11 protein-coding genes are annotated in these 13,267 nt (G+C 49.9%); 3 read left to right on the top strand and 8 right to left on the bottom strand.

Annotation, left to right across the window (positions count from 1 at the left end; genetic code table 11):
* Positions 1-11 precede the first annotated feature (11 nt).
* The 6 genes from mmsB to HNR77_RS15445 all read right to left on the bottom strand — a co-directional run bounded on the left by mmsB (position 12) and on the right by HNR77_RS15445 (position 8,330).
* Complete coding sequence (gene mmsB / locus HNR77_RS15470; protein ID WP_111270776.1) at positions 12-1,175, bottom strand: multiple monosaccharide ABC transporter permease; 1,164 nt, start codon at positions 1,173-1,175, stop codon at positions 12-14.
* Positions 1,159-2,709, bottom strand: coding sequence for a multiple monosaccharide ABC transporter ATP-binding protein (gene mmsA, locus HNR77_RS15465; RefSeq protein WP_184185931.1), 1,551 nt, complete (start codon positions 2,707-2,709; stop codon positions 1,159-1,161). The genes mmsB and mmsA overlap by 17 nt, the downstream gene beginning before the upstream one ends.
* A gap of 56 nt (positions 2,710-2,765) precedes the next feature.
* A complete protein-coding gene (gene chvE, locus HNR77_RS15460; RefSeq protein WP_111270778.1) occupies positions 2,766-3,851 on the bottom strand; it encodes a multiple monosaccharide ABC transporter substrate-binding protein in 1,086 nt (361 codons plus the stop codon).
* 228 nt (positions 3,852-4,079) lie between these two features.
* On the bottom strand, positions 4,080-5,339 hold the full coding sequence (locus HNR77_RS15455; RefSeq protein ID WP_311768632.1) for a response regulator: 1,260 nt from the start codon (positions 5,337-5,339) through the stop codon (positions 4,080-4,082).
* Between the two features lie 17 nt (positions 5,340-5,356).
* Positions 5,357-7,234 (bottom strand): cache domain-containing sensor histidine kinase, encoded by a 1,878-nt coding sequence (locus HNR77_RS15450; protein ID WP_184186079.1) that lies wholly within the window; start codon positions 7,232-7,234, stop codon positions 5,357-5,359.
* 88 nt (positions 7,235-7,322) lie between these two features.
* On the bottom strand, positions 7,323-8,330 hold the full coding sequence (locus HNR77_RS15445) for a substrate-binding domain-containing protein (RefSeq protein ID WP_184185928.1): 1,008 nt from the start codon (positions 8,328-8,330) through the stop codon (positions 7,323-7,325).
* Positions 8,331-8,511: 181 nt separating this feature from the next.
* Between HNR77_RS15445 and HNR77_RS15440 the strand changes: the two genes are divergently transcribed.
* Positions 8,512-9,099, top strand: a complete 588-nt coding sequence (locus HNR77_RS15440; protein ID WP_184185925.1) for a LysE family translocator — start codon at positions 8,512-8,514, stop codon at positions 9,097-9,099.
* A 27-nt stretch (positions 9,100-9,126) separates the two neighbouring features.
* Entirely contained in the window at positions 9,127-9,906 is a 780-nt protein-coding gene (locus HNR77_RS15435) for an AraC family transcriptional regulator (RefSeq protein ID WP_184185922.1), read from the top strand.
* A gap of 234 nt (positions 9,907-10,140) precedes the next feature.
* Here HNR77_RS15435 and HNR77_RS15430 read toward each other — a convergent pair whose 3' ends face one another.
* Complete coding sequence (locus tag HNR77_RS15430; RefSeq protein ID WP_184185919.1) at positions 10,141-10,725, bottom strand: LPXTG cell wall anchor domain-containing protein; 585 nt, start codon at positions 10,723-10,725, stop codon at positions 10,141-10,143.
* A gap of 170 nt (positions 10,726-10,895) precedes the next feature.
* On the opposite strand from HNR77_RS15430, the gene HNR77_RS15425 reads away from it, so the two are divergent.
* Positions 10,896-11,564, top strand: coding sequence for a phosphatase PAP2 family protein (locus HNR77_RS15425; protein ID WP_397366886.1), 669 nt, complete (start codon positions 10,896-10,898; stop codon positions 11,562-11,564).
* Between the two features lie 171 nt (positions 11,565-11,735).
* Here the strand turns inward: HNR77_RS15425 and HNR77_RS15420 are convergent, their stop codons facing one another.
* Positions 11,736-13,169 (bottom strand): glycoside hydrolase family 1 protein, encoded by a 1,434-nt coding sequence (locus HNR77_RS15420; protein WP_184185916.1) that lies wholly within the window; start codon positions 13,167-13,169, stop codon positions 11,736-11,738.
* Positions 13,170-13,267 lie beyond the last annotated feature (98 nt).

Genomic DNA, 13,267 nt, shown 5'->3' with positions numbered 1-13,267 from the left:
CTAAGTTCATATTATGCCGCTCTTTTATTTTTGTTATAGATATCAAAGGCTACCGCCAGGAGCAGCACCAGACCCTTGATTCCCTGCTGCCAGTCGATACCGAGACCGATCAACGACATCCCGTTGTTCAGCACACCCATAACCAGACCACCGATGATGGCACCAAACACCGTTCCGATCCCGCCTGAAGCCGACGCTCCACCGATGAAGCAGGCCGCGATGGCATCCAGCTCAAAGTTCGTACCTGCTCTCGGTGTAGCCGCATTGAGACGTGCGGCAAAGATCAGACCTGATACCGCAGCCAGTGTACCCATGTTCACGAACACCCAGAAGGTTACTTTTTTCGTTTTCACCCCGGATAGTCCTGCCGCCTTCTCATTGCCTCCAAGTGCATATACATGTCGTCCCATGACGGTACGATTCATGACAAAGGAATACACTACGATCAGCACAAACAGCAGCACCAGAATGTTTGGAATACCTGCATAACTTGCCAGTACAAATGTAAACAGGTTCGTGACCGCAGCGACCACAATCAGTTTGAGCAGGAACAGCCCTTGAGATACAACCTCAAAGCCATACTTGCGCTGGGATGCGCGTTCCCGCAGTTCATTAATGATGTACCAGATCGTAAGTGCAATCCCCACAATAATGGACACCAGACCCAGACCGGAGAATTGAACGTCCGGCAGGAAACCGGAGCTTATTTTCTGGAATCCGGCAGGGAAAGGAGAGATGGACTGCCCTTCAAGCACAATCATCGTCAAACCACGGAACAGCAGCATTCCTGCCAGCGTCACAATGAAGGCCGGTATCCGTACATATGCGATCCAGAAGCCCTGCCATGCACCAATCAGTGCACCGACCAGCAGGGATGCAATAACTGCAAGCCACGCTGGCAGCTGCCAATCCACCATCATGATGGCGGCTACGGCGCCGACAAAGGCTGCGATCGAACCGACAGACAAGTCGATATGACCTGTAATAATAACCAGCACCATGCCGATGGCGAGGACCAGAATGTAGCTGTTTTGCAAAATCAGATTCGTAATATTAATTGGCTTGAGCAGCAGCCCACTCGTCAGCACTTCAAACAGAAGCATAATGACAACGAGGGCAATGATCATGCCATATTGACGTATATTATTTTTGAACAGTTTAGTTACCGTTTCCATGCTTACCGCCTCCAGACTTGGTCATATATCTCATCAATGTTTCCTGCGATGCCTGCTCCCGGCTGACTTCACCCGTGATTCGTCCGGCATTCATCACATAAATCCGGTCACACAGACCCAGAACCTCCGGCAACTCGGAGGAAATTACCAGCACACCCTTGCCTTCGGCAGCAAGCTTATGGATAATCGTATAAATTTCGAACTTGGCACCTACGTCGATTCCACGCGTCGGCTCATCCAGTATCAGAATATCGGGCCCGGCAAAAATCCATTTGCTCAGCACCACCTTCTGCTGGTTGCCTCCGCTCAGATTGCCTGTTTTCTGCAGAATGTTAGGCGCTTTAATGTTCATGCTTTTTTTCATCTCTTCCGCAACCAGCACTTCCTCGTGTTCGTTCACAACGGCATTACGGGTCAGTTTGCCAAGTCCGGTGAGTGAAATGTTGCGTTTGATATCATCCATTAAAATAAGTCCATATTCCTTGCGATCCTCTGTCACATAAGCGAAACCGTTCTGAATTGCCTCTGTCACACTGTTGTTCTGAATCGGCTTGCCGTCCTTGATCAGCTGTCCCGAGATGTTGCGACCATACGATTTGCCGAAAATGCTCATCGCCAGCTCTGTACGTCCTGCACCCATCAGTCCCGCGATCCCTACGATCTCACCGCGTCTGATGTTCATGTTGATCTGATCCAGCACCTTGCGCTCCGCCTGATGCTCGTGATACACCGTCCAATCCTTCACTTCCAGCACCACGTCACCAATGGTGGCATGACGTTCAGGATAACGATTCGTCAGGTCCCGTCCAACCATTCCGCTGATGATGCGATCCTCGGTGACGTTGTCCTTTTTCATATCGAGCGTTTCAATCGTTTTGCCGTCCCGTAAAATCGTCACCGCATCCGAAACCTTGGACACCTCGTTCAGCTTATGGGAGATCAGGATGCAGGCGATGCCCTGCTTTTTGAACTCCAGCATCAGCTGCAGCAGATTTTCGCTGTCATCCTCATTCAGGGCTGCAGTTGGCTCATCGAGAATGAGCAGACGCACTTTTTTGGAGAGCGCTTTCGCAATTTCAACCAATTGCTGCTTACCTACCCCGATGCTGGATACAAGGGTGTTCGGATTTTCGTTCAAGCCCACCTTGCCCAGCAGTTCACGCGTTCCTACAAAGGTTTCCTTCCAGTTCACGATGCCTTTGCTGGCACGTTCGTTGCCGAGAAATATATTTTCTGCAATCGAAAGATACGGGATCAGCGCCAGTTCCTGATGGATAATGACAATGCCCAGTTCCTCGCTCTGTTTAATGTCCTTGAATTCACACGTTTTGCCGCGGAACAAAATATCTCCTTCATAGCTTCCATGGGGGTATACCCCGCTCAGCACCTTCATCAGCGTAGACTTGCCTGCGCCATTCTCACCGCATATCGAATGAATCTCGCCTTCCCGCACCTTCAGATTGACGTTTTCCAGCGCTTTGACACCGGGAAATGTTTTGGTAATGTTCTTCATTTCAAGAATGATGTCCGTCATGGCATGTGCTCCTTTCCTGGATTATGCGTTACGGCAGCCCTATTTCTTGATCTACCTCATGGCAAACCAATCTCCTGTTTCGTGTAATACTTGCTGCCCACAATATCTTTTTCGACATTGGTTCGATCTACAGAGATTGGGTCGAGCAGGTAAGCTGGAACCACCATTAATCCGTTGTTATATGATTTCGTATCATTCACTTCTGCTTGTTTTCCCTGCAAAATGCTATTGGCCATCTCCACCGTTTTCTCTGCAAGCTTACGTGTGTCCTTGAAGACCGTCTGTGTCTGTTCCCCGGCCACAATAGATTTGATCGAGGCAAGCTCCGCATCCTGTCCGGTAATAACCGGTAGTGGTTTGTTCGGCTTGCCGTAGCCGATGCCTTTCAGAGATGAGATGATCCCGATACTGATGCCATCATATGGGGATAACACCGCATCCAGATTATCGCCCGAATAGTAGGCACTCAGCAGGTTATCCATCCGTGCCTGAGCCAGTGCCCCGTCCCAGCGCAATGTAGCGATTTGTGCCATCGTCATCTGTTTGCTTCGTACGACCAGCTTGCCGGAATCAATATAAGGCTTCAGCACAGACATTGCTCCGTCAAAGAAAAAGTAAGCGTTATTGTCATCCGGTGATCCACCGAACAGCTCGATGTTAAATGGTCCCTTGCCTTCTTTGAGTCCCAGCTTCTGTTCAATGTAGGAGGCTTGCAGCACGCCCACTTTAAAGTTGTCAAACGTAGCGTAATACGTCAGATAAGGTGTATTGCGGATGAGCCTGTCATACGAGATGACCTGTATGCCTTCGTCATGAGCCTTCTTGATCACATCTGTCAGCGTGTTGCCATCCACCGATGCGATTACCATCACATCCACACCCTTGGTAATCATGTTCTCAATCTGGGAGATCTGATTTTCGACGACATCCTCTGCGTACTGCAGATCGGTTTTGTATCCTTGCTCCTGGAACAGACGAACCATGTTCTCCCCGTCTCCCACCCAGCGTTCCGATGATTTGGTAGGCATGGATATACCGACATATCCTTTTTCCTTGCTGCCTACATCACTTTCAGCCAGATTACAGGCCGAGAGCATCAAGGCCATTATCAGAAGCCAGATAAGTATTGCTCCTTTTTTCATATGAAGTTCCCCTTTCTTCACGTCTTTACGTTCCGATTCATTACCGAGATAACGCTTACAACCGGGCGAGTATCACGCAGTCATTATGCCTTTCTGCCTCCTATCGTAGCATTTCAACTACGTGTGGTCTTTGCAGGTTTTGAACCTTTTTTATAAAAATTTAACTTTTGATGGAAGCAGGCAACGAAAAACCCACCGCAGCAATGAAGCTTTAGCGGTGGGTTTACTTTAAATCGGGCCGGCAGATGAACTGCCCGTCCCTCCATTTTTGCGATATTGAGCAGGAGAGATGCCCATCGTTTTTTTGAAGGCTGTGCTGAAATAATGCTGTGTATCATACCCTACTCGTTCAGCAATCGTGTGGATCGGGAGCGCAGTAGAGTCCAGAAGCTGAGCAGCCTTACGAATGCGGGCGCGTGTAACCAGTGTAACAAAGGAATCGTTCAGCTCTTTTTTTAACACACGGCTGAGATACACTGCCGACACTTGCAGACGGGATGCGAGTGATTCCAGCGTCAGCTCCCGCTCCGCATATTCCTCCTGAATTAACTGCCGTGCCCTGCGCACAAGCGGGGAGAGCTTCACTTCCTCGTATACCTGTGCACGGCAGTGCCTGTACGTCTCCGGCACCTCTTCGAGCGTTCCCGTATGAGACTCGACATAGGCATGTACTGCAATATTCAGGCAGGCACTGATCTGCTGCTCCAGCAGAGATGCTATTTCCTCTCCAGCCTCCTGCCACAGACAGATGCCGATGAGACCGCTCCCCTCGCGAAAGAGCACATGCGGACGTTTCTCGAGCAGCTCTGTAATAATATTTTCTACGGCAAACAGAAACAGCTGGCGATCATTCTCTCGCAAAATAGTCTGACGTGCTTCCGCGGCAGGCCAGCGCACAACACCAACTTGAACGGGTGACACAGAGGGCAGTTGCAGAAAGGCAAGCTGCTCTGTGAGGTTTTTCTCGCCAAGCTCGCCCTCCATCCATTCCTGACAAAATCGCTGGCGCAGCAGCGGGATGTTACGCTCTATCTGCTGCGCGGCCTGTCTAACATACGCTGTCCGCTGATGCTCTTCATCCAGCCGCTGACGAAGCCGCTCCAGTGCAGCCTTCAGCTGCTCTGCCTGAACAGGCTTCAGGATATAATCCTCTACGCCGAGACGCACTGCTTCCTGCGCGTAAGCAAATTCATCATGGCCTGATATGATCAAATATCTCACCCCCGGGCACTGCTCCTGTAAAGCACGAATCAGCCCGATCCCATTCAGGAACGGCATATTCATATCCACCAGCACGACATGAACGTTCAGCTCAACCGCTCGTTCGAGTGCCTCTTCACCATCCTCGGCTTCGCCGACCACCTGCATACCAAGCGCAGCCCAATCCATGGCCTCCCGTATGCCTTCCCGAATAATCGGCTCATCGTCTGCAATCAGCACACGATACAGCGTATCCGCTGCATTTGCGGGTGTTTTTATATCATCCACGACCTTGTTCACTCCTTTTACTGTCGCTCTTGGTTATCTTCTGGCTTAGCTGGGGGAAGCACAACTGCTGGCTGCTCCCGCATGAGGGGATGAACAATCGTAACACGGGTTCCCACCCCAGGGCTGCTATGCAGCGTAATACCGTAATCCCTTCCAAACGCCAGCCTTAACCGTGCCTGCACATTCAGCATGCCGTAACTTTTCCCCGTCCATTCCGGCGAACTCGATTCCAGGCTTTCCATGGGCATATCCAGCAGCTGCAGCATCTCGGTCAGCCGTTCGCTGCTCATGCCCGCACCATCATCCTGAATCGTCAGATGCAGCCTGCCATGCTCTATTTTTCCCTCTATCCCGATATGGCCCGGGCCTCGTCTACCCTTGATGCCATGGTATATGGAATTTTCCACCAGCGGCTGGAGCAGCAGCTTCAGTACATACAGGCCCTGTATTTCTTCAGGCACGTTTAACGTATATTGAAGACGGTCACGATATCTTGTCTGCTGGATCTGCAAATAACTGTGGATATGCTCCAGTTCAGAGCGGAGCGGAATATAGTCCTGTCCCTTGCTGAGTCCGATTCGGAACAGGCGGGACAACGCAGCAACCATATCCGACACACCGTCTGCCCCTTCCTTCCGAGCCATCCAGTGAATGGTATCCAGCGTATTATATAGAAAATGAGGCTTGATATGCTCCTGCAAGCTGCGCATCTCCGCATCACGCTTCTGCCGTTCACGCAGCTCATTCAGCGAGATCAGCTGACGAATCTGGCTGAGCATGCGGTTAAAGCTGTTTCCCAGCATACCGATCTCATCCGTACGATCACTCCAGCGGCCTGCACTGAGGTTGCCTGTCTCCGCTCTGCGCATATATGACATCAGTCGGAAAATCGGCTGGGCAATCGAGCGGGAGAACCATAAGGATGCGCTCAGACCAAACAAACATACAACGAAGACAAAGCTGACCACGTAAAACTGAATCTGCCTCACCTCGGTTATCGAATCTTTGGTTGGAAATACCCCGACTGTTCTCCAGCCCGTAAAGGTGGATGACTGGTACATGAACAATAACGTCTCGCCCTTCACCACCTGAGTAAATGTTCCGCTCTCTCCCGCCGCAAACCAGTTTGTCGGGATATGATCAATTAGCGGATGTTCCGGCTTGTACACACTCCTTCCCGCAGCATCTGTAACCATAACATAACCGGATTTCCCGAGAGTCACATTACGTGCTGCCTGCGACACAGACCTGAGCTTGAGATCAATCAGCACAGCGCCCTTCACCAGTCCGGTCGTCTCATCCGTAATCGAGCGGGCAACGGATACAATCTCATCCTCCTTATATCGCACATGTGTTGTCATATTACGCTCCCGCGGCTGACCCAGCACCGTAAAAATACCTGGTTGTGCCGCGGCCCGTTGATACCATTCCTCCCGGGTCAGATTGACCGCGGTTCGCGGATACATATCATTACTGACGTAATCCCCTTTCCCGTTCACCAGCACGATGCCAGCAATTTCAGGATATAACGTTGTGAAGCCCTGCAAAGTCTGCTTCATGCCATACAGGCGATTCTGATCAGACTCTGCATCCCCTTGACCCATGAATGTTTTTTTGCTGTTGTTGCTGTTGAGCCGATCCCCGTCTCCGGCAAGCTTCTCATCCATAAAAGCATCCACATCGGGTTCAAACGCAATCAAATAGGTCATATTTTGCAAGTTTTCCATCTTGGTGTTCAACGCTTCATTAACCTTGCCAATCAGCTGCATCGTATGTCCCTCGACCTGCCGCTCCACTACCCGTTCTACCGTCCAGTTGACGAGCAGGCCCAACCCTACAGATGGCACGATCGCAAAAAGCAAAAACAGCAGCATCAGCTGATACCGCAACGGCATATTGCGTAAACGCAAACGGCGGACATACTCTCCGGCTACAGATCGCCATGTTCTGCGATTTCCGAGGTTATTCTCAACTTCATGATCGTTATTTGGCATAATAATCATCCACATTCGAGCTTGTCACAACGGAAATTCCCGTATCCACCGTAACTGGCAGCGGCGCGTTTTCCCCGGAAGACGATGGCGCAGGCACGGTCAAGTGATGGTGCAGATGGAACAGGTATTGAAGCGACCAATATCCCATATTCCAGGTTCCCTGAGCAATCGTGGCGGATATCGTCCCGTTTTTGATGAGATCCAGCGTTGCTTTGTTGGTGTCAAAAGTAATAATATGCAGCTTCTGTACATTTCCTGCATTCTGCACAGCTTCGCCAGCTCCGGCCCCTCCCGTTGCCTCGGTTACAAATATGCCCGCCAGCTTCGGATGCGCCTTCATCATACGCAGCGTCTCGTCCCGGGATTTCAGTGTATCGCCATGTCCATCTGCGACTTGAACAACATGCATCAAAGGGTACCGCTGCTGAATGGTTTCGCGGAATCCTTTTGTGCGTTCCTCATGATTTTGCTGTCCCGGCGACGTTAATACACCCACTTCTCCTTCACGGCCCAGCAGCTCGGCCATTTTATCCGCTGCCGTTACCCCCGCCTTGTAATTGTCTGTTCCGAGAAAAGAATACGCCTGACTGCCCGGGGCATCGGAATCGAACAGAATTACAGGAATATCTGCTTCCACCGCTTTGTTAATGGCTGGAATTAACGACTTCGGGTCAATCGCTGATATGGCTATACCCGCAGGTTTACGTGCAATCGCCTGCTCAATCACCGTTGTCTGCTCCTTCGCGTCATATCGTGTAGCCCCGCGATATTCGACGGTTACTCCAAGCGCATCCGCAGCATCCTCAAACCCCTTCAAGGGACTTTTCCAATATTCCAGCCCCGACTGGAACGTAATCATCATGTACGTCTCGCCCAGATCACCGCGCAGGCCACGATTCTCCCACGAGCTGTTCACCTGACTGGTATATTCAAACCTCAATACATACAGAGCAAACGCCGCAATCAGTACTATATAGACCAGCAGCATTTTTTTCATCTCGTTCACTTCCTCAAGTGTTCTATGTCTACCACCCCTCACTTCGTTATAGATTGTAAACGCAATCATTCAAAAAGGGAACCACTCTGCAATAATGTACTATAAACGAGCGCCTGCTTCGCCGTATGATTACGACAATGATCGTGAAATTTAAAATCTATCATCCAAGAAGGAGCTCAAGATGAATATACTATCTTTTTTAATCTACTGTATCGTTGTCACCTTCACCCCAGGCCCCGCCAATATTGTCATTCTCTCTTCCACACAGAAGGTAGGCGCACGCCGTACCATGCCCTATGTATGGGGAGCTACGCTGGCGTTTGGTCTGCTGCTGGCCGCTTCTGCTTTTCTGAATCAGTTACTCGCAGACATTCTGCCGGGAATATTACGGTTCATGCAGGTCATTGGCAGCATCTACATGCTGTATCTCGCTTATCAGGTCTATCGCATGGGCTCTACCGAGGCTGCTCCACAGGCCATTTTAGGCTTCTGGAACGGTTTGATGATGCAGTTTGTGAATCCCAAGGTGGTGCTGTTTACGTTTACCGTCATTCCGGCCTATGTACTTCCTTATGTCGCTGCAGAATCGTGGTCTGCGTTTGCATATGTTATGCTGATTACATGTATCGGATTTTTGGCGTATTCGAGCTGGGTTGTGTTCGGCACCGTTTTTCGCTCCTTGCTGAATCGGTACCAGCGGACATGCAGTGTGCTGATGGCTCTTTTTTTGATATACTCAGCCATTATAGTATCAGGTCTTATCTCATGAATGAACAAATCTGCGGAGGTGTGCGGCATGGAACAGTTTAGTTACAGAAGATCACAAGACGTGCTGGCCCTGTCCGCCAGCTTCACCGATTTCACCTATAAAAAGCACTGCCATGAGGAATATGCTGTAGGGGTAACGCTGCGCGGTATCCAGCAGTATAATCTGGACGGTCACTACCAGGCTTCGCATCCGAACGGTGTCATGCTGTTTAACCGGGAGCAGCTCCATGACGGAAGCTCCTATGATAAAGAGGGCATTGACTATGTCATGCTCTACCTGAAGCCCGAACTCGTTGAAGAGATTATGGGTAAAAAAGAACTTCGCTTCTCCACTCCTATCGTCTATGATCCGAAGCTTGCCCGCAGCATTCTGATGCTGAACGATGCCGTGCAGCACAGACAAAACGAAGCCGAGTGCAGCACCCGGCTCTATGATCTGGTGCAGATGCTTGCCCGGGAAGAACAGCCGGCCAAGCTCTGGAAGCCTCAGGACAGCCTCGTTCGTAAAGCTAAAGAAATCATGTTCTGCAGCACCGCAGACGTGCTCAAGCTGGACGATCTTTCTGCGGAATTCGGCATATCCAAGTTTCAATTCATTCGAGAATTCAAAGCCTGTGCCGGGATTTCACCCTACCAGTTTTTCCTGAACTGCAAGGTTGAACACGCTAGACAAGCCCTGGAAAAGCAAAAGGACCTCTACGCCGCTGTAGCCGACTGCGGCTTCGTGGATCTGACACATCTGAACAGACATTTCAAGCGGGTATTCGGCGTTACCGCATATGAATACATGCTGCAGCTGCAGCGCTGACATGAAGGTTGGACACAGGATTAAATAAATGCTCAACCAGAACACTTACAGACGTAGAGACTTAGAGATACACAGACAGACTAGAGACATGCAGAAAAACAGGCTCATCATATCACCCCCCTTACAGAAGGTATATACGTCCATAAGGGGGTTACTTGAACAATCAGCCACAATGATTGAGCAGATTATCCTTTAGTGTGCCGCAACACGTTATACCTTTAATACTTGAGCAGATTAAACCTGCCTTTTCTTCCTTCTCCACAGCCAGCCGCCTGCCAGTCCAAGCAATGCAATTGTGCCTCCAGCATAAAGAGCAATCATCCAGGGGCTGCGGTACCCGCTGCTGAATCTGAAATCATCGGAGCTGACAGAAGTCCCCTTTCCTAATATTTTTGCCGCATCTTCGGCTTTTTCCAGCCGGATGTTGAAGCTGCACAAGCTGCTGTACAGCTTGCCATCCCTCTCATCCTTACTAGCAAAGATCAGATACAGCTGATCCTTCTCCAATGTTGTTCCACACGCGGCCTCATCCATATCACTGATCAGGACCTTCATCCGTTTTGAATCCACACCCTTCCATGCCGTATCCACATCCAGCGTGTATGTCTTGTATTGTTGACTGTTAACTATCGACATGAAGTTACCGCCAATTTCTACGACTTTCCCCGTAAACACCGCACTGTGCGTCTCCAGTCTCTCCTTGGCCGTGGAATTCACGCAGCTGCATGCATATGCTCTTTCCCCCGACCAAACGAACAAGCTTGCTGCACACACCATCAGAATCAGAACAACTGTGACAACCTTCCTCTTCTTCCTCATCTTCAATCTCCCCCCTCTTATACGCTGCCTTATCTTTAAAAACACCTCCATTTGATTTTTGTTTGTTTTATTGTAAAATGGTTAACACTATGTTCAGGATCATCAGTATATACATGATCTTCTGAATAGCTACAATTATAGGAATCATATATCACGGAGGATTTGAATTATTGAAGAACCATTGGACGTCAAAAATTTCATTTTCGCTGCTCGCTGCAGCGTTAAGTTTATGCGCTTTTATCGGCATTGCGCTATCGATCAGCGACAACCAGATCCATCGCTTTGATGATGTGCTGATCAGCTGGATTCAAGGGATGGAGTCCCCCGGTATGACCCGATGGATGCAATTCTTCACCTGGATTGGCAGCGGGCGGCAAGTCGTCATCATCACGATTCTTGCTATGCTGGTGCTCTATCTCTACCTGGGGCACAGACGCGAGCTGCTGTTTCTTGCCAGTGTGCTTGTCGGCTCTACCTTGTTAAATGCGCTGCTCAAAGTTGCATTTGGGCGGGCTCGCCCCACCATTCACCGCATTATCGAAATCAGTGGATACAGCTTCCCCAGCGGACATTCTATGGCCTCATTCAGTCTATACGGCGGACTGGCTTTTCTGATCTGGAAGCATATCCCCAGCTTTACGGGACGGGTATTCATGATGGTAGCCAGTGCAGCCTTTATTCTGACCATCGGTATGAGCCGTATCTATCTGGGTGTGCATTATCCCAGTGATGTTGTTGGTGGCTACTTTATTAGCGGATGCTGGCTATTTACCTGCATCTGGTTCTACAGGCGTTATCTGCAGCGGCTGTCCGGATTACAAACCAGCAGTCTCGTCTAGCCGCGTGTCCGCCTGATGCTTGCCTGCAAGGAAGACAAGCCTTTTAATAGCAATCTGTTCTGATCACTCTGTCTGGCCTAAAACACAGCAAAGCACCCGCACGTTCCTGAATACAGGAATGGGCGGGTGCTTTGTAATGGAAAGAGGTTTTTCCTATGTCACCTTCCGGCTTTACAATTCCTCACCGTTGGATGCAATCACATTTTTGTACCAATAGAAGCTCTTCTTCGGCGTGCGGCTTAGATCACCGTTGCCATCATTATCTTTGTCGACGTGAATAAAGCCGTAACGTTTCTTCATCTCTCCGGTGGATGCACTCACAAGGTCGATGCAGCCCCACATCGTATACGCGATGAGATCTACGCCGTCCGCAACCGCTTCTTTCATCTGCTCAATGTGACCTTTGAGGTAATCAATCCGGTAGTCATCCTGAATCGAGCCATCCTCTTCAATGACATCTACCGCACCGAGACCATTTTCAACAACCATGAGCGGAATTTGATAACGGTCATAAAGATGGTTCAGCGTATAGCGAAGTCCCTTGGGATCGATCTGCCAGCCCCAGTCGGAGGCTTCGAGATACGGATTTTTGATGCCGCCCAGCAGATTGCCCTCCGCTCTCTCCAGCGATGCATCTGCACTTTCCACCAGAGTCATGTAATAACTGAAGGAATAGAAATCTACACAGCCTTCGCGCAGCGTCTGCTCGTCTTCCGGCTGCATCTGAATCTCGATGCCTTCTTCTGCAAAGAAACGTTTCGCAAAGCCCGGATAGGCACCCCGAACCTGCACGTCGCCGCAGATCATATTGGACAGCTGGTCCTTTTTCTGCGCAAGCAAAATATCGTCAGGGTTACATGTGTTTGGATACGTGGTCATGAACGCAACCATACAGCCGATCTTGAAATCCGGGTTGATCTCATGCCCCAGCTTCACCGCTTTGGCACTAGCGACAAATTGATGATGCAGCGCCTGAAAGCGGGTCTGCGGCTGATCTACCCCATCGGTCAATGTTTCTTTTCCTTCGAACAACAATCCACCTGCCATATATGCCCCCAGTGGCATCGTCAGACAGTTGATTTCATTAAAGGTCAGCCAGTATTTCACCTGATCCTTATACCGATTGAACAAGGTAGTGCAATAGCGGATATAAAAGTCGATCACTTCACGGGAAGCCCAGCCGTTATACTTTTGCGTCAATCCAAATGGAGTCTCATAGTGGGAGATCGTTACCAAAGGTTCAATGTTGTATTTTTTCAACTCGGCAAAGACGTTATCATAAAATTTCAAGCCCTCTTCATTCGGCTCCAGGTCGTCACCGTTCGGGTAAATTCGGGACCAGTTGATTGACATGCGGAACATTTTGAAACCCATCTCCGCCATCATGGCAATGTCTTCTTTGTAATGCCCGTAAAAATCCACTGCTTCATGGCTTGGATAATACGTGCCCTCTTCCAGTACAGGCGTAATCCGGCGCGGTGTCGTGTGTGTGCCGCCTGTCATCATATCCGCTGTGCTCGGCCCTTTGCCATCCCGGTTCCATCCGCCTTCAAACTGATTGGCCGCCGTTGCGCCGCCCCAGAAAAATCCGTCCTTCATTTTCATGCTGCGTTCCTCCTCTTTAAGTTAACTCCTGCTGGAGCAAGTCTTTGTTTCTTAGCTTCACTGTGAAATATAACGTTATACCCCAAGTCTAGCACCTA

This window comes from Paenibacillus sp. JGP012 (assembly GCF_014203995.1).
Classification (GTDB): domain Bacteria; phylum Bacillota; class Bacilli; order Paenibacillales; family Paenibacillaceae; genus Paenibacillus; species Paenibacillus silvae.
The sequence above is the reverse complement of the archived record's forward strand: the minus strand, read 5'-3'. Positions and strand labels throughout refer to the sequence as shown.

What these genes read in the sequence shown, in the direction of transcription:
- HNR77_RS15450 (WP_184186079.1), bottom strand. Translation starts at nt 7,234, where the DNA reads ATGCCGTTGCGGTATCAGCTGATGCTGCTGTTTTTGCTTTTTGCGATC.
- chvE (WP_111270778.1), bottom strand. Translation starts at nt 3,851, where the DNA reads ATGAAAAAAGGAGCAATACTTATCTGGCTTCTGATAATGGCCTTGATG.
- HNR77_RS15430 (WP_184185919.1), bottom strand. Translation starts at nt 10,725, where the DNA reads ATGAGGAAGAAGAGGAAGGTTGTCACAGTTGTTCTGATTCTGATGGTG.
- HNR77_RS15420 (WP_184185916.1), bottom strand. Translation starts at nt 13,169, where the DNA reads ATGAAAATGAAGGACGGATTTTTCTGGGGCGGCGCAACGGCGGCCAAT.
- HNR77_RS15445 (WP_184185928.1), bottom strand. Translation starts at nt 8,330, where the DNA reads ATGAAAAAAATGCTGCTGGTCTATATAGTACTGATTGCGGCGTTTGCT.
- mmsB (WP_111270776.1), bottom strand. Translation starts at nt 1,175, where the DNA reads ATGGAAACGGTAACTAAACTGTTCAAAAATAATATACGTCAATATGGC.
- HNR77_RS15435 (WP_184185922.1), top strand. Translation starts at nt 9,127, where the DNA reads ATGGAACAGTTTAGTTACAGAAGATCACAAGACGTGCTGGCCCTGTCC.
- HNR77_RS15440 (WP_184185925.1), top strand. Translation starts at nt 8,512, where the DNA reads ATGAATATACTATCTTTTTTAATCTACTGTATCGTTGTCACCTTCACC.
- mmsA (WP_184185931.1), bottom strand. Translation starts at nt 2,709, where the DNA reads ATGACGGACATCATTCTTGAAATGAAGAACATTACCAAAACATTTCCC.